The sequence below is a fragment of the Streptomyces sp. IMTB 2501 genome, from assembly GCF_001953885.1.
Lineage (GTDB): Bacteria > Actinomycetota > Actinomycetes > Streptomycetales > Streptomycetaceae > Streptomyces.
Genome location: NZ_MQUS01000018.1, coordinates 14462 through 30392, shown reverse-complemented (window position 1 = coordinate 30392; position 15931 = coordinate 14462). Strand labels below are relative to the sequence as shown.

The 15931-nt window shown below is 69.6% G+C and carries 12 protein-coding genes and 1 pseudogene; 5 read left to right on the top strand and 8 right to left on the bottom strand.

Annotated elements, in window-relative coordinates; all coding sequences use genetic code 11:
• Window positions 1-136 precede the first annotated feature (136 nt).
• The 3 genes from AV521_RS27930 to AV521_RS27920 all read right to left on the bottom strand — a co-directional run bounded on the left by AV521_RS27930 (window position 137) and on the right by AV521_RS27920 (window position 5819).
• Window positions 137-2590 carry a SpoIIE family protein phosphatase gene (locus AV521_RS27930; RefSeq protein WP_076091920.1) on the bottom strand — a complete coding sequence of 818 codons (2454 nt, stop codon included), beginning with the start codon at window positions 2588-2590 and terminating at the stop codon, window positions 137-139.
• Window positions 2591-2754: 164 nt separating this feature from the next.
• The gene (locus tag AV521_RS27925) at window positions 2755-5223 is read right to left on the bottom strand and encodes an MFS transporter (RefSeq protein WP_076091918.1); all 2469 of its coding nucleotides are present in this window, start codon (window positions 5221-5223) and stop codon (window positions 2755-2757) included.
• A gap of 152 nt (window positions 5224-5375) precedes the next feature.
• Window positions 5376-5819, bottom strand: a complete 444-nt coding sequence (locus tag AV521_RS27920) for an SRPBCC family protein (RefSeq protein ID WP_076091916.1) — start codon at window positions 5817-5819, stop codon at window positions 5376-5378.
• A 161-nt stretch (window positions 5820-5980) separates the two neighbouring features.
• Here AV521_RS27920 and AV521_RS51160 point away from each other — a divergent pair.
• Window positions 5981-6259, top strand: a pseudogene (locus AV521_RS51160) (radical SAM protein); the annotation flags it as partial.
• Between the two features lie 190 nt (window positions 6260-6449).
• On the opposite strand, the gene AV521_RS27910 reads toward AV521_RS51160, so the two are convergent.
• On the bottom strand, window positions 6450-6716 hold the full coding sequence (locus AV521_RS27910; protein ID WP_256725698.1) for a hypothetical protein: 267 nt from the start codon (window positions 6714-6716) through the stop codon (window positions 6450-6452).
• A gap of 968 nt (window positions 6717-7684) precedes the next feature.
• On the opposite strand from AV521_RS27910, the gene AV521_RS49455 reads away from it, so the two are divergent.
• Window positions 7685-7834, top strand: coding sequence for a hypothetical protein (locus AV521_RS49455; protein WP_179023432.1), 150 nt, complete (start codon window positions 7685-7687; stop codon window positions 7832-7834).
• Window positions 7835-8322: 488 nt separating this feature from the next.
• Here AV521_RS49455 and AV521_RS49450 read toward each other — a convergent pair whose 3' ends face one another.
• Together AV521_RS49450 and AV521_RS27905 are read right to left on the bottom strand one after the other, a co-directional pair.
• Window positions 8323-8496 (bottom strand): hypothetical protein, encoded by a 174-nt coding sequence (locus AV521_RS49450; RefSeq protein WP_179023430.1) that lies wholly within the window; start codon window positions 8494-8496, stop codon window positions 8323-8325.
• 245 nt (window positions 8497-8741) lie between these two features.
• A complete protein-coding gene (locus AV521_RS27905; protein ID WP_076091914.1) occupies window positions 8742-10157 on the bottom strand; it encodes a hypothetical protein in 1416 nt (471 codons plus the stop codon).
• A gap of 266 nt (window positions 10158-10423) precedes the next feature.
• Between AV521_RS27905 and AV521_RS27900 the strand changes: the two genes are divergently transcribed.
• A complete protein-coding gene (locus tag AV521_RS27900; RefSeq protein WP_076091912.1) occupies window positions 10424-11974 on the top strand; it encodes a restriction endonuclease in 1551 nt (516 codons plus the stop codon).
• 194 nt (window positions 11975-12168) lie between these two features.
• Here the strand turns inward: AV521_RS27900 and AV521_RS27895 are convergent, their stop codons facing one another.
• Window positions 12169-12639: a hypothetical protein gene (locus AV521_RS27895; RefSeq protein WP_143658657.1), complete on the bottom strand. Its 471-nt coding sequence runs from the start codon at window positions 12637-12639 to the stop codon at window positions 12169-12171.
• 281 nt (window positions 12640-12920) lie between these two features.
• On the opposite strand from AV521_RS27895, the gene AV521_RS27890 reads away from it, so the two are divergent.
• Together AV521_RS27890 and AV521_RS27885 are read left to right on the top strand one after the other, a co-directional pair.
• Window positions 12921-13979, top strand: coding sequence for an IS110 family transposase (locus tag AV521_RS27890; RefSeq protein WP_076091908.1), 1059 nt, complete (start codon window positions 12921-12923; stop codon window positions 13977-13979).
• A 395-nt stretch (window positions 13980-14374) separates the two neighbouring features.
• Window positions 14375-15193 carry an IS5 family transposase gene (locus AV521_RS27885; RefSeq protein ID WP_076091906.1) on the top strand — a complete coding sequence of 273 codons (819 nt, stop codon included), beginning with the start codon at window positions 14375-14377 and terminating at the stop codon, window positions 15191-15193.
• An 87-nt stretch (window positions 15194-15280) separates the two neighbouring features.
• Here AV521_RS27885 and AV521_RS27880 read toward each other — a convergent pair whose 3' ends face one another.
• Window positions 15281-15853, bottom strand: coding sequence for a YbhB/YbcL family Raf kinase inhibitor-like protein (locus AV521_RS27880; protein ID WP_076091904.1), 573 nt, complete (start codon window positions 15851-15853; stop codon window positions 15281-15283).
• Window positions 15854-15931 lie beyond the last annotated feature (78 nt).

The following is a 15931-nucleotide window of genomic DNA, read 5'->3' as shown; positions in this document are numbered from 1 at the left end:
TCCCCACGGTTCGGTTCCGTGATCGGGATATCGCGGGGGTCTCGGGCGAGGCAAGGGGCGGGAGGCCACCTTCACTGGATGTACGGACACCGGTCAACCCCGGGGGCGTACACCGGCGGACCGCACGCCCCCTTGGTCATCCCCGTCCGGCGACGGCCTGTTCGAACCAGACGGTCTTACGGTGCCCGGTGGCGCTGGCGCCCCATTCCCGGGCCAGCCGGCTGACCACGCGCAGGCCGCGGCCCGACTCGTCGTAGGGGCCGGCGCTCAGCATGGCGGGCAGACCGGGTTCGTCGTCGGTGACCTCGAACAGCAGCGCGTCGGTGCGGACCACGCGCAGCCCGACCGGTTCGCTCACGGCGTGCCGTACGGCGTTGGTGACGACCTCGCTGACCAGCAGTTCGGCGGTCTCCACGGCCTGCGGCAGACCCCACCGCAGGAGTCGTTCGCGGACCAGGCGGCGGGCCCGGGCCACCTCGTGCGGTCCGGCGTCGAGCCGCCATTCGGCGACGTGGTCGTCGGGGATGCCGTTGAGGCGGGCCATGAGCAGGGCGACGTCGTCCTTGCGGCCGCCGTGGGTGTTCAGGGCGCGGATGATGGTGTCGCAGGCGTCGTCCATGGAGGCGGCGGGGTGTGCGGCGGACTCGCAGAGCGCGGCGAGGCCCTCGCCGATGTCGGAGCCGCGCACCTCGACCAGGCCGTCGGTGCACAGCACCAGCCGGTCGCCGGGCGCGACCTTGATCCGGGTGGTCTCGAACGGGACGCCACCGACGCCGATGGGGGCGCCGGTGGGCAGCTCCAGGAGTTCGCTGCTGCCGTCCTCGGCGCGGACCAGGACGGGTGGGATGTGACCGGCGTTGGCAAGGTGCAGGTCACCGCGGATCGGGTCGTAGACGGCGTACAGGCAGGTGGCGAGGTAGGTGTCGCCGAGCCGGCGGGCCAGGTCGTCGAGGTTGCGCAGCAGCTGGGCGGGCGGGGTCTCCATGGTGGCCATGGTCTGTACGGCCGTGCGCAACTGGCCCATCATCGCGGCCGAGTTGAGGCCGTGGCCCATGACGTCGCCGACCACGAGGGCGGTGCGCGAGCCGGGCAGCTTGATGGTGTCGAACCAGTCGCCGCCGATCCGGCCGAGCCGGGTGCCCGGCAGATAGCGGGTGGCGATGTCGCAGCCGGCCATCCGCGGGGTGACCTGCGGGAGCATGCTGTCCTGCAGGGTGTCGGCGACGTTCTCCTGGTAGGTGTACATACGGGCGTTGTCGAGCACGAGGCCCGCGCGGGCGGCGAGTTCGGCGCCGGTGGTGCGGTCCATGTCGTCGAAGGCGGGGCGGTCCGGGCGGCGCATCAGCACCATGAAGCCGAGGACGACGTTGCGGGCCTTGAGCGGGACGATCAGCAGGGAGCGGCCGCCGATGAGCGGCCTGAGGTCGCGCTTCTCGAACTCGCCGGAGATACGCTCGCTCAGCTCCTCGGTGACCCGGGGGACGAGGACCGGTTCGCCGGTGACCATGCACTTGTAGAACGGAGTGTGCTCGGGAAAGGCGAAGGCCTCGCCGACGGGCACGGTGTCGTCCCAGCGGCCCGGTTCGTCGTTGTGCTCGACCCACACCCGGAACATCACGGTGCTGGCGTCCGGCGGTCCGTCCGGGAAGCCCTCGCCGGCGAGGACGGCCGCGCGCAGATGGGTGCCGGCGAAGTCCGCGAACCGGGGTACGGCGGCGCTGGTGACCTCGCGGATGGTCGCGCCGAGGTCGAGGGAGGAGCCGATGCCGGAGCTGACCTCGTTGAGGAACTCCAGCCGCTCGCGCACCGCGGCGTACTCCAGGTCCTGCTCGGCACCGACCGGGACGAGCGGCGGTGCGGAGCGCTGCTGCGGTACGACGGGTTCGGCCGGCCTGCGGCCCGGGCGGCGGGGCACGCCCCAGTACGGGGTGACGGGCACCCGGTCGAACTGGCTGAACTCCAGGACCGGATAGCCGAGTTCGAGCACCTGGGAGACGATGCGGCCGCTCGGGCCGGGGCCCATGTTGGGCAGGATCTCGGGCAGCCGCCGTTCCAGTTCGTCGGAGGCGGGCAGTTCGGTGTGGCGGGCGAAGCCGGGCGAGATGCGTTCGGCGGTCTCGTCGTCGTAGCCGCGTTCCTCGCGCAGCCGGGTGGCGTCGGCGGCGAGCACCAGGAGCCGGGACGGGCCGGGACCGACGAGCGGGTAGGCCCACCAGAGCACGTCGAGCCGCTCGCCGCCGGACTCCTCGCCGTGCGGGACGAGGCGGGCGCGGCCGGCGGTGGCGTAGGCGGTGTGGCCGCCGAGCGAGGCCTCCAGATCGGGGCCGAGTCCGTCGTACACCTCGTAGGCGTCCGGCATCCGATCGCCGTGCGGGTCCTCGGGGAGGGCGCCGGAGACCGGCAGCAGATCGGCGGCGGGATGCCCGACGGCGTCCTCCCGGCTCGCACCGAACAGGCGCCGTGCGCCGCTGCTCCAGTGGGACACCCGGCCGTCGCGGTCGACGACGACCACGGCCAGTGGAATCCGGCCGGCCGCCGCACTGCCGTCGTCGCGCCCGGGAGGTGTGTCCCGCTCGCTGCCACGGTCCATGGCCCAGGCCCTCTCTCCCCACGGCTGTACGCAAACGATCTGTGCCGCCCGTCACTACGGTACGGCGGCGGCTGGTCGCGATGTGTGGCAATCCTGGAATTGGTTTCACCGGATCGCACCGGCGCGCAGCTCAGCGCCCCGCGCGCGCCGCCTCTGGCGCTCTGTCAGTCCTCGTGGCCCAGTTGCAGGTCCCGTTCGGTACGGCCGCCGCCCGCGACCTGCAGCACGGTGGCGACCGGCGGGTAACCGGCGGCGATGACGGTGTACTCGCCGGAGGACAGGTCGACGAACCGGAAGGTGCCGTCCGCTCCCGTCGTGAGGGTGTCGACGACGTTGCCCGCGGCGTCGAGGAGCGTCACGCGCGCGTCCTCCACGGGCCGCCCGCCGCTCGCCCGGACGGTGCCGCGCAGCACGGCGCCGCCCGCGAGTTCGACGTTCTGCCTGCTCTCGCGGGCGGCCTGCACGGTGACGGGGAGCGCGGCCGGGCGGAAGGCGGGGGCGCTGGCGGCGAGGGTGTACTCGCCGGCGACCAGTTCGGTGATGACATAGCCGCCCTCTCGGCCGCTGCGGGTGCTGGCGACGACCTCGCCGTGCACATTGGTGAGGGTGACGGTGGCGTCGCGCACGGGGCTGCCGTCGGCGGTCAGCACGCTGCCGGCGAGGCGTCCGGCGCCGCCGAGGAGGACGTCTAGCTCGACGGGCCGTTCGCCGACGGTGACGGAGACGGCCTGCGGCTGGTGCCCGCTGGCGGCGGCGATCAGCACGTACGCCCCGGAGCCGGGCGTGCTGAGCGCGTACCGTCCGTCCTCGCCGCTCGCGCCCCGCCCGATCTGCTGTCCGGCGATGTCGATGAGGGTGAGCGCGGCGCGGGGCACCACGGTGCCGTCGGGGTGCTGCACCGTACCGCAGACGGGGATTCCGGCGGCGTACGGCGAGCGAAGCGAGATGGGGGTCCCCCCGGCCGAAGGCTGGGGGCGGGCCTGCGGAATCGGGGCGTTCACGGTCTCGTCCCCGGGCTCGGTTTCGGCGGTGTGGTGGGACACCAGGGGTTTCTCCTTGAGGAAAAAGGCGATGAGCACACCGAGGACGAGCACCGGGACGAGGTAGAGGAAGATCCGGGGCATCGCGTCGGCGTAGGCGCGGATGTAGGCGTCGCGCAAGGCCGGCGGCAGCGCGTGGACCAGCTGCGGGGTGATGGACTCCGGGTCGGGCAGCCGGGCGCCGGCGCGCGGCGGCAGTTCCCTGCGCAGGGCGTCGGTGAGCCGGTTCGCGAAGAGGGTGCCGAAGACCGCGGCGCCGACGCTGCCACCGATCTGCCGGAAGTAGTTGTTGGCGCTGGTGGCGGTGCCCAGGTCGGCGGGCCGTACGGAGTTCTGCACGGCGAGGACGAGGACGGGCATCACCATGCCGATACCTGCGCCGAGGACGGCCATCCAGATGCTGTAGTGCGGCCGGGGCGTGCCGACTTCGAGGCGGGACAGCAGCCACATGCCGACGGCGGAGACGGCGCCGCCGAGCACGGGATAGATCTTGTAGCGGCCGGTGTGGCTGATGAGCTGACCGCCGATGACGGAGGCGCCGACGATCCCGGCCATCATGGGCAGCATCAGCAGCCCGGACTCGGTGGCGCTGGCCCCGTCGGCCATCTGCAGGAAGGTCGGCAGATAGCTGGCGGCGCCGAACAGGGCGACGCCGATCACGAGGCCCACCAGCGCGCTGACGTTGAAGACGGAGTCGCGGAACAGCCGGAGCGGGATGAGGGGTTCGGCGGCGAAGCGCTCGGCGACGAGGAAGAGGACGACGGCGGCGAACGCGCCGGCGCCGAGGCCGGTGATCTGCCGCGAGCCCCAGGCATACTCGGTGCCGCCCCAGCTGGTCAGGAGTACCAGGCAGGTGGAGGCGGCGGCGAGCAGCAGCGCGCCGAGAACGTCGAAGCCCCCGCGGCGGCCGCGTGCGGCGGGCGTGGGGAGTTTCAGGACGAGGGTGACGACGGCGAGGGTGACCAGGCCGAAGGGGACGTTGATGTAGAAGCACCAGCGCCACGAGAGGTGGTCGGTGAAGTAGCCGCCGAGCAGGGGTCCGGCGACGGAGGCGAGGCCGAAGGCGGCGCCGATCAGGCCCATGTAGCGGCCGCGTTCACGGGGCGGCACGATGTCGGCGATGATCGCCTGCACCCCGATCATGAGGCCGCCCGCGCCCACGCCCTGGAGCGCGCGGAAGGCGATCAGCTGGTCCATGGACTGGGCGCGGCCGGCGAGCGCGGAGCCGACGACGAAGACGGCGATGGCGAACTGGAAGACGCCCTTGCGGCCGAAGAGGTCGCCGAGCTTGCCGTACAGGGGCAGACCGATGGTGGAGGTGAGCAGATAGGCGGTGATCGCCCAGGACATCCGGTCCAGGCCGTGCAGTTGGCCGACGATCTTCGGCAGTGCGGTCGCGACGATCATCTGGTCGAGTGCCGCGAGCAGCAGGGCGAGCAGCAGCCCGAAGAACACCCATCGGACCCGGCGCGCGCCGAGCCGGTCGGCCGGTGCGGGCGGGGGCGGTGCCGCGGTGTCCTCGCGGGGGGCGTTCCCCTCCCCCGCCGCCGGTGTGGTGACCGGCTCGTGTGTCACCAGAGTCGACCCGCCCACGTACCGCTCCCCTCGTCACACCTGTCACATGTCGCGCACAAGGCGACAACTGCGAACAACTGCCGTGAGTTACGGGCCGGTTCGGACGGGAAGGGAGATCCACTCGAACCGGTGAAGGGGCGCAACACCCCTTCACCGGTGGGCGCTTGGGCCTACTTCTCGACCTCGGCGGCGAGGTTGGCGAGCAGGGCGTCGTAGATCCGGCCGAGACCCTTGGGCGCGAAGGTCTTCTCGAAGAAGCCGCCGATTCCGCCGGCACCCTTCCAGGTGGTGGTGACGACGACCCGGGAACTGCCCTCGCCGGCGGGGGTGACCCGCCAGGTGGTGACCATGGAGGAGTTGCGGTCCTTCTCGACCAGCTCGCCGTCGGTGGGCTCGCTGACCTCCAGCAGGCAGTCGCGCACCCGCTTGCTGGTGGCCTGGAGCTTCCAGTGCACGAGGGTGCCCTCACCATCGCCGCCCTCGCGGACCTCGTACTCGCTGAAGTGCTCGGGCAGCAGCTTCTGCCGTGTGCCGCGGTAGTCGGCGAGGGCGTCGAACACCTTCTCCGCGTCCGCCGCGACGACCCGCTCCGTAGTGGCCTCGACCTGCGCCATTGCGTTCCTCCAGGACCTGGTTTCTCGGGGTTGGGGCAAGCCAACCACCCCGGTGCCCGGCCACCCAAATCGGGGGGCGCCATCGAGGTTCCTCACCAGGGGCCGCACGATCATGGGAACAGTTGTTCTATTCTGTGCGACAGTGCTACCGAGGAGGCGTCATGCGCTGGGAGAACCTCACCGTCGAGTCCGCGGCGTCCGGCGAGTCCGCGGCGTCCGGGGAGCGCGCCGAGCACGGCCGGGCCGCCGAGGCCGCGCTGTTCGGCGCGGACGCCGTGACCACGCGCACCTTCGACACACCCGAGTTCCGAGGAATCACCTTCCACGAGGTCCGGGCGCGCTCGGTGCTGAACCGGGTGCCGGGCGCCTCGCGCATGCCCTTCGAGTGGACGGTCAACCCGTATCGGGGCTGCACGCACGCGTGCTTGTACTGCACTGCATGACCCTATTGAGCCCGGGAGGACCGATGCTCAGCACTCCGAACGCGGACAAGGCCTGGAAAGGCATGACGAAGTCATTCCCAACCCCGGAGGCGCCAGGCCAGTATGCCGCCCCGAGCAAGGCGGAGAGGACGGCTTACGCCGTGCTGCTGCATGGACCGGCTGCGCGCTCAGACGGCGCCGACGCGAGTCAGTGGCTGCTGCTGCGCGACCGCACAGCGAAGCGCCTGTAACCGACGGGGGCCAGGGTTGTGTTGAATTCGGCCACGTAGTCCATGGCCCGGCCGGACTGGACGCGGGTGAGGATGTCGACGCTGCGGTTGCCGAGTTCGAGGCCGTGGTCGAGGTCGCGGACCTGGAGGTGGGCGGTGGCGACGGTCGCGAGGCGCCTGCCGACGGAGCGTGTGAACGCGCCGGGCGCCATGGTGGCGGCCTGCCTGTTCCAGGTCGACGCCATCTTGGGATTCTTCAGGTTGCGGAAGATCTCGTCGGCGTTCGCGGAGAGGCGGGGGCCCGTCGATGAGCCCCCGCACTGCCTGACGGGATCGCGCGGCCGTGTGGCGGGTGCACGATCATCCGCCGTGGGCGCCGGGCGACGGTTGCGCCATGGTGAACTCGCCAGTGAGTGATGCCTCCGCCGGCGTGGATGCGCGGGCATGATACACATGCGCGCGTTGAGAGGGGCACACGGGGAGAGCAACCCTGCACCGGCCGACCGTGGTCGGGACCACCACTCGGGGACAGGTCCCCAACTCCAGATGATCATTACACAGATTCACGCAAAGTGAGCGGAACGGTGCGTCGGAGGCGTTCAGGAAGAAATGCGCATCGGGGACTCCCCGCGATAGAATCGTGGGAGCATGGCAACACTCTCGGCACCACCGGCCTAGCGTGGCTGGCCCCGCAGCGACGCTCCGGTCCTTTGCCCAGGTAAGACACACTGCGTTCGTCAAGGACCGTTTCCCGTCCCGACCGTGCGGCGCCTACCGAGCGCTTGCGCAACTCACAGACTGCAGCTGGGGCCGCTGTCGCCCTCCGTCCGATCCCCCTACTGGCCATCCAAGCCGGGGGCGCCGTTGCCGCTTCGATAGCCGCACACCACGCAGGGCTGACAGCCCTGGCAGGCCGGGCTCGCAAGGCGGCAGCCGGTGCCGAGCAGGCACCGCGCTCAACCCACTGCGGCTGCGAACCGACGCCCCAGACTGCAGCTGCACAGCGCACGGATACCGATGCCCTGACCAGAGGGCGCTTCGGTCCCCGGGGAGCCGGACGACGGGCCGGCGCCGTCGGAGCCCCCGGAACTGCCTCACTCCCCTGCCGGCCGATCCAACCGGAATGTATGCCGCGAACTGCCCGGCCCGGTGACGCCGCGGTCCAGCATCATGGCCGCCGTCGAGGATGTACGCCTTGGCGAGGAGATCACTGATGGCGTTGACCGCTGCGGAGATCGCCGACATTCGGCGCTACGCCCAGGAACTGGCCGACCAGGCGCCCCCACTCACCCCCGAGCAGCGGGACCGCCTGAAAGCCCTGCTCCGGCGCAAGCCGACCGAGCCGAAGCCGATCGCCGCCTAGAAGCGGCCCCCACCAGGCCGGTGTTCCAGCACCAGACCGACAGGGGCCAGTCCATCCAGCACATGCCGAAGGCCCGGCTTCTCGCTCGCCAGCGACCGGGCCCCCAACAAATGACGCCGTCGCCGGGACGGTACCCGCGTCGGGCCGGACACCGAGATCGACGGCGTATGCGGAAGCGCCCTCATCAACGCGCTCGCCGAACTCGAACTCCTGCAGCACCAGGCGGCCGGACCCGCCACCGGCTGACGACCTCGGCCGCGCCCAGAGCGGGGCGCGACCACCGCCCCTATCCACTCGCGCGGCGGCCCTGCCCGCAGGGGGCACCCTCCCGCCTCGCCTCGCCTCGCCTCGCATGGACCGGCTGCGAGCTCAGGCGGCGCCGACACGAGTCAGTGGCTGCTGCTGCGCGACCGCACAGCGAAGCGCCTGTAACCGACGCACCAGCAGCAGCCACACTTCAGGAACGCGTCAGTCGCCCAGGACGCCGTCTACGTAGTCCTGCACCGGCCCGTACAGGCCGCGCGGAAATGCCGTAGATGACGCAGGCGAGGCCGGGTGACCGAGGCGGCCAGCGGGGTGCCGTCGACATTGCTGCGGCCGCCGGGCTCGCTGAGCACGTACGCCAGCACGGCCCGCTGCACTCGGCCGAGTCCTCGTGACACGCGTCCAGTGTCCCGCTGCGCCCGGGGCTGGGATACGAGCGTTTACGGCTCCGCGGGGGTGATCGGAGTGAAGGCGTTGGGCATCTGGGCAACGAACGCTTACGCCCGTGCTGGCAGTGGGGCGGGACGATGACGACGAAGCCTCCGGAACCTGGCCGGTCCCGGAGGCTCATCCCTGCTCCTCAGGCACTGCTCAGCGAGCGCGGCCCTGACGGCGTCCCGCGGCAGCGGGCCCCTCTGCGGCTTCAGAGTCTGCCTCTGAAGCGGCTGAACATGTCCGGGATGAACTGGAGTAGAAGATCCTTGGCGTCCTCGGGCCGTTTCACTTCGTCGTGGCCGAAGCGGAAGACCTCGTAGCCCCTGAGCTTGAGATCCCGGTCGGCGGCGACCATGTCCGCGTATTTGGCCGTGTCGGGGGTACGGCCGTTGTCGCGCGTGTAGTGCTGTACTCCGTCGATCTCAAGGACGACACGCTGTCCGAAGGGCAGCAGCAGAAGGAAGTCCATGCGGGAACGCAGCAACGCTTCGGGGCCGCGTTCCTTAACGGTCTTGGGATCCCAGTGCAGCCATACCTCGGGCAGGAGGGCAAGGTCATCCGCGCAGAAGGGGCGAGCCGTACGGTAGGCCGTGAAGAGGTTCCTCTGACCGGGTGAGTTGCCCGGCAGGCTCCTGAGGAGCCGCTGGTAAAGATCTTCACCGGCGTCGCTCTCGCTGGTGAACCCGTGGGCGTCCTGCCACCAGCGGTGCAGGTCATGCCAACGCAATCCCTCGACAGGAATCTCTCGGTCATAGACAAGGGTGGCACCTGGTGGCCCACCGACGATCTCGATGTCGTTGTCCACCGAGGACCGAAAACGGATGTCCGGCTTCCCGAGGGAAGCGAAAATGATGTTCTTCGGCTTCCGGTTGCTGTGCAGGCGCGTCGACACCAGGGTGAAGAGCGGGTAGCCGCCGTCGTTGCTGGTTGGCCGCAACTCGATCCCATGGGCGCGGAGGTGATCGTTGATCGTGCTGGCTGTCTTCTCCTGCAGGTGCTCGTCAAGGAGAACGTCCGCCGAGACCAGGCCTTCCAGGAAGCGGGCGAACCTGGCGTCCCCTGCCTCGTACGCACCGAGGCTGTCGAAGAGCCGCTCGGTCGACCAGTCCTCCTTGTTGCGGAAGACGTGCTTCTCGATGAGGTCCTTCAGCGTTACCGGGCGCGTGCCGTTCAGCAGCAGCGCGCTGGCCTCGTCGAAGGAAAGGTCCGGTCCCTCGATCACCCAGAGGCGATCGAGTAGATGTAGGAAGCGGTCATGGTGCTGGGTGAGATCCGGGAGATACAGGGCGCGCGCCAGTTCACGGCGGGCCTTCTTGGGGATGCTGGGTGGTGCGCCCTCTTCCCACAGCAGGTCTTCGAGCTGATGGCGGAGCGGCGGGCGCACAGGGAAGGGGAAGTCCTGCTGCTGTAGGACGCGTTGGGCCAGTCGTGGCAGTTCCGTGTCGGGTACCTGGTGAAGGCTCTGTTCAACCCGGGTCGGCTTGCTGCCGGCGTTCTGGGGGATCGCCGGCATGCCCAATCGCTCGAAGGCCTGACTCAGCACGGTGTGCGTGAGGTTGCTGAGAGGCGCGACGGCGTTGTCTAGCAGGGCGCGAAGCGTTGCACGATCACTGCTGCCGACCATGGGCAGATGGTCGCAGAGAATGGGGGATTCCGGCAGTAGCCCTCGAAGCGCGCAAGGTGCCCGGCATCGTCGTCACATGACGTCGAAGTCGGGTTCCCAGTCGTCATCCTCCCCTTCTTCTGTGCGCAGTGAAAGGGCTCTCATGTCTGCGAGGTCCAGCCCGCCACCTCGTGATGACGGGCCTTGAGCGATGAGTGGGTGCCCTGGGGCAGCCGGCCCCGCTGGCGGGGCCGCGTTGTCGTAGCCGTACGCCAAGATGACCAGTCATGGCCATCCACGACGAGGAACGCCCTGACTCAGCGGACGACGACCTCGAAATCGAGCCTTGGCATCAGTCGGATCTGCTCCGGGATCTGGCCGTTCTGCGGTCGGTCTCCAACGCGCAGCGCCGCGGCTACAAGCTGGAAGCGCTGCTGGAGCGGATGTTCCGACAGGCTCACTACCAGGTCGTGCACAACCCGAGGATGGCGCGCCCCCGGCAGACCGACTTCGCGGTCATCTCCCACAGCCACCGCTATCTCGTCGAAGCGAAGTGGGAGCGCCGACCTGCCGGATCCAAGGTCGTAGATGCGGTCCGCAGCCGCCTGGGCCGTCTCGACGGCACTGTTGTGGCTCTGCTGTTCACCATGTCCGGGATCACCGAGCAAGCGGGCGAGGCGATCGTCGGGGACCGCAGGGATGGACTGGTCCTCGTCTTCGACGAGGTCGACATCCTCAGGGCGTTGAGGGACCCGCAAGAGTTGGACCGCCTTCTTCGCCTGAAACACGATGAACTCGTTGTCCACGGGCGTGTCCATCGCGGCGAAAAGGAGCGTGAGGCCGAGAAGGCCGCCCGCAGTTCGGGCAAGAAGGCAGGGAAGTTGCCTACGAGCCGCTACAGGCTGCTCAACGGCAGCGGGAACACGGTGCCATGGTTCTACGGAGCAGGAGGGTTCAGCCCCGGGGTCTTCTGCCTCGACCTGCCCGATGTCGACTGGGTGCCGGCTGCGGGAAGCGGCGTGTGCCTGGATATGCCGGTCACCGCATGGGGCCAGCCTGACCTCCTCCGCCTCCTTGAAGCGCTGAACGAACTGGGGTGGATGGGAGAGCGGAGTCAGTGGAGCATCCAGCAGCATGGCCGGAACTGGCATGGCTGTGGCGCCGATGGCTTTGCCGAGGCCCTCAGGAACTGGGAAGGACGGACCAGTGAGCTTGAAGATCCCCACCACAGCGAGGAGTTCGTCTACTTCGAAGTCTGTGACGGCGGTTTCTACACCGTGTCAGGCAGCATCTCCGCAGACGAAACGCGCCACGTCATGCGCTGCAATGTCTCCTTCCAGCTCATCGGAATACCGCTGGACCCTGGCTCGCTGCAGCAGCTCTACCGGCAGTTCGACGTCCCCAGCCGCGGCTACTTCCGTCCACTGGTCGAACGGTCAGTCACCCGAGAGCGATTCGACAGCCGCATCCCGCTGCAAGTGCTGGGGTACGTCATCGAGCCCGCCGATCAGCGCTGGGACGGGGAAGACTGGGTCGTCGGCCTCCTGGCGGTGAATCCCTTCTACGGCACTGACCTCCAGCCGCCCGACGATCTGGCAAGTGACATCGATCGCACTGGCGTGATCGTATGCAACCTGCGCTCGTACCATCCCCTCAGCAAGCCGCAGGAGCGCTACGAACTGTGGTCGTACGAGCGGGCCAGGACTTCAGACGCCCACGCGCTGCGCATTGTCGCCGAGTGGTGGGAGTCTGAGGGTGGCGACGAGCAGCGACCGGCTGTTGGGCGTGGAAGCGGCCGACCGCAGGCGACGACTCCTCAAGCAGCGCCTACAGCCTGATCTGTGACGACCACGTGGCCGTGAACTGGTCTGCCGATCTTCCCGTCGGTGCCCGGCCGTCCGGGCGAAAACTGGCCATCGGCAACCTGTGGGGCCCTGCGAGTCAACAGTCACACAGGGGCGAGCGAGCGGCATCCGCCGTAAGGGTGCGCCTTGAACACGCACCCCTTGCGCGGGCTGCTCCGCCCGCGGGATCAGCCCAACCCCTGGAGCGGCTCGATCCGTACCGTTCGCGGATCGAACGGCGCCCTGCCCGGACGGCCGGGCAGGAGCGTTACCGTGGCCAGCGTCTCGACCACCGCGCGCTGCCGGTCCAGCGTCAGATCCTTCCAGGCCTTGGCGCAATCTTCGGCGGTCACGATGTCCACCAGGATGCGCGCCCGCTGCAGGTGCGCCATCTGCGCCTCGACGTCAGCCAGCCGGGCCTTGATCCTGCGGATAGCGGCCTTGAATACGGCGGCGTCCGCATCGTCGTCATCCGCGAACTCGTCGGTCAGGGACCTGATTCGGGACCGCAAGGCAACGGCCTTCGCCCACAGCTCCTCCGCCCTCGGTGCGGTCTCGTCGACGAGGAGATCGACGGCGTCGGAGCGCGACAGGCGCCGGATCACGTACTCCTCGACGGTGAGGTCGATCGGTTGCGTACCGCGCGCCAGGTGCTTCATCTTCCGGCACCGGTACAGCGGCGCCGTGAGCCCCCGCGTGCCTTTCGGGCCGCCCCGCGACCCGGACGTCACGGTCGTCCCGTCGTCGCAGACACCGCACCGGGCGATCCCCGACAGCAGCCACCGCCGGCCCGGTCCCCGGCTCGTCGCCCGGCTCTCGTCCTCAAGGACGTGCTTCGCCGCCCGCCATGTGGCCTCGTCCACGATGACCGGCCACTTAGACCGTATGAAGCGTCGGTGGGTGTGACCGCCTCGGAGTCGNNGAGCGTACTTCGGTCGGCCTGGATGTCCATGCGCGTTCCACCACGGCCTGGGCGCTGGACTACGAGACCGGTGAAGTGTTCAGCGAGCGCCTCGTTGCGAACACCGCCGATGTGGTGGCCTGGGCTCAGGCTCTGCCGCAGCCGGCCGCTGTCGCTTATGAGGCCGGGCCGACCGGCTTCGTGCTGGCCCGGGCCCTGGACGAGATCGGCATCCGGTGTGTGGTGGCGGCCCCGTCGAAGATGGAGCGGCCGGCCGGGGACCGGGTCAAGACCGACAAGCGTGATGCCCAGCGGCTGGCGAAGCTGCTGCACCTGGACGAACTGCCCGCGGTGCGGGTGCCCGCCATCGAGCAGGAGGCTGCCCGGGACCTGACCCGGGCCCGCGATGACGTGTGCGCCGATCTCATGCGGTCGCGCCACAGGCTGTCCAAGCTGCTGCTGCGCCAGGGCATCGTCTACACCGACGGCAAAGCCTGGACCGCGGTGCATCATCAGTGGCTGACTGGCCACCGCTTCGACCAGGCGGGACTGAGGGTGGCCTATGACGAGGCACTGGAGACGGTGCTGGGCCTTGAAGCGCGCCGGGCCCGGCTGGATGCGGCCATCACCGAGCTCGCCGGGCAGCCCGACTGGGCTCCCGTCGTGGCCCGTCTGTCCTGCCTGCGTGGGGTCGGCACGCTCACCGCGTTCGGCCTGACGGTCGAGATCGGTGACTGGCGCCGCTTCACCGGCTCGACGATCGGCGCTTTCCTGGGGCTGGTGCCCAGCGAGGACTCCTCCGGGGACCAGCGGCGCCAGGGCGGTATCACCAAGACCGGCAACACCCACGCCAGGCGGCTGCTGGTGGAGGCGGCCTGGCACCACCGCCGGCCCTACCGGCGCCCGGGTGTCGCCCTGCGCGCCCGGCTCGACCGGGCCCCCGCCCCGGTCCGCCAGCGCGCAGAGCAGGGCAACCGCCGTCTGCACCAACGCTGGACGAATCTGGACGCGCGCCGCAAACGCTCCACTGTCAGCGCGGTGGCCGTCGCCCGGGAACTGTCCGGATGGTGCTGGAGCCTGGCCATCATGGAGGACTGACACGGCATCAACTCCTCCCGCTAACCGCCGGTGGGAGCGTGTCCGGGGACCGTGCAGCGCGAGGAACGACCCGCGGTAGCCCTATGGGCAACCTGTCTCCGCAGGCCACGCCCGATGTTAGACAAGCGGCCCGTTCCCGACGCACATTCGGTCATGCGGTATCCAACCCGCGCATATCAGGCTGACCGCGCGTCGTCGCCACGACATGCACACCCCGGACACGCTCCCACCGGCCCCTACCGCAGCCCCTCCCACCCGGGAAGAGGCCAGATTCACACGCCCACTTGACAAAACGGCCTACATATCAGGGCTCCTAGCAAAATGACCGACTGTTGCCTTGGAATGACAGGCCGTTAGTCGGTGTTGTTCTTGCATCCGGTGGATCGGGGTGGGGTGTGGGGCAGCGGAGGCCGTGGGAGGTCGAGGACGGGTTGTGGGAGCGGATCGTTCCGCTGCTGCCGGTGGTCGAACGCCGGAGGCGGTATCCGGGGCGCAAGCGTCTGGATGACCGGCAGGTACTCAGCGGGATCCTGTTCGTGCTGTACACGGGCATCCCGTGGGAGTTCCTGCCGCAGGAGCTGGGCTACGGCTCGGGAAGTACGTGCTGGCGCAGGCTGCGGGACTGGCAGGAGGCAGGGGTGTGGCAGGCGCTGCACGAGCTGCTGCTGGCCGAGTTACGGGCGGCCGGTCTGCTGGACTTCTCCCGGGCCGCGGTGGACGGCTCGCATCTGCGGGCGATGAAGGGCGGCGCGAAGACGGGGCCGTCCCCGGTGGACCGGGGCAGGACGGGCAGCAAGCACCACGTGATCGTGGAGGCACACGGCATCCCGCTCGCTGCCTCGCTGACCGGCGGCAACCGCCACGACGTCACCCAGTTGATGCCCCTGGTCCGCGCCGTGCCGCCGGTCAGGGGCAAGCGAGGGCGGCCCCGCCGGCGCCCCGGCATGCTGTACGCCGACCGCGGCTACGACTACGACACCTACCGCCGTGCCGTGCGTGAGGTGGGCATCCGCCCGGTCATAGCCCGCCGTGGGACCGGGCACGGTTCCGGCCTGGGCGTCCACCGCTGGGTCGTCGAAGCCGCCTTCGCGCTCCTGCACTGGTTCCGCCGCCTGCGCATCCGCTGGGAGATCCGCGACGACCTCCACGAAGCCTTCCTCAGCCTCGGCTGCAGCATCATCTGCTGGCGTCGCCTGAAGACCACCCTTGACTAGATGATTGCTTCCAAGGCGTGGGTTGTGTGGGCTTGAACCCGGTGTAACGGAACGTTCTAGCGTTGCTGTTGCGCCGTCGGTGCGATGTCAGCGTGTGTAGAGACCGTCGAGGCGGCCGCGGGCCAGGACCGGACCGCTCACGGTGGCGAGCACCGCTCTGGGCTTGGCTGTGTCCAGCCTTGTGTTGCCTTCTGCCGAGGTGATGGCGGTGGGCAGGGCGAACAATTGGAAGACGTACCGGTGCACGCCGTGTCCCTTGATCGGTTCGGGGCCCAGGTAGCCGCGGCCCATTCCTGAGCGAAGTACCCGCACTCCCTGGACCGGACTCCCTGCGTTCAAGGCTCCGGTGGGCAGCGTGACGAGATCGGGTTCGAGTAGGGCAACACAGTGGACGAACGGGGTGCGGGTGGGAGAGTCGATGTCCTCGACGACCAGCAACAGTTCGGCGGTGCTTTCGGGTGTGGCGCTCCAGGCCAGAGCAGGAGAGCGGTTCTCGCCGCCGGCGCGCTTGCCGACGTGGGCCTTGGGGATGACGCTCTCGTGTGCGAAATCGGCGCTGTGAAGGCCCAGCACCTCGGGGCCGGCCATGGCGGGGAGGTTCCAGGCCAGGTTGGCTTCGCCGGCGCGCTTGTTCTTCAGGAGGGTTCCCAGGATCGTCATGGTGCGTCCTTGTCTGTAGCACGTGGATGGGTCTGCTCGGGCGCGTTGCATGCCGAGACGGCGATGTCGGGCGTGCGG

Coding starts and splice junctions, on each gene's coding strand:
- AV521_RS27930 (WP_076091920.1), bottom strand. CDS start 2,590: ATGGACCGTGGCAGCGAGCGGGACACACCTCCCGGGCGCGACGACGGC.
- AV521_RS27920 (WP_076091916.1), bottom strand. CDS start 5,819: ATGGCGCAGGTCGAGGCCACTACGGAGCGGGTCGTCGCGGCGGACGCG.
- AV521_RS27910 (WP_256725698.1), bottom strand. CDS start 6,716: ATGGCGTCGACCTGGAACAGGCAGGCCGCCACCATGGCGCCCGGCGCG.
- AV521_RS49455 (WP_179023432.1), top strand. CDS start 7,685: ATGGCGTTGACCGCTGCGGAGATCGCCGACATTCGGCGCTACGCCCAG.
- AV521_RS27905 (WP_076091914.1), bottom strand. CDS start 10,157: ATGGTCGGCAGCAGTGATCGTGCAACGCTTCGCGCCCTGCTAGACAAC.
- AV521_RS27900 (WP_076091912.1), top strand. CDS start 10,424: ATGGCCATCCACGACGAGGAACGCCCTGACTCAGCGGACGACGACCTC.
- AV521_RS27895 (WP_143658657.1), bottom strand. CDS start 12,639: ATGAAGCACCTGGCGCGCGGTACGCAACCGATCGACCTCACCGTCGAG.
- AV521_RS27880 (WP_076091904.1), bottom strand. CDS start 15,853: ATGACGATCCTGGGAACCCTCCTGAAGAACAAGCGCGCCGGCGAAGCC.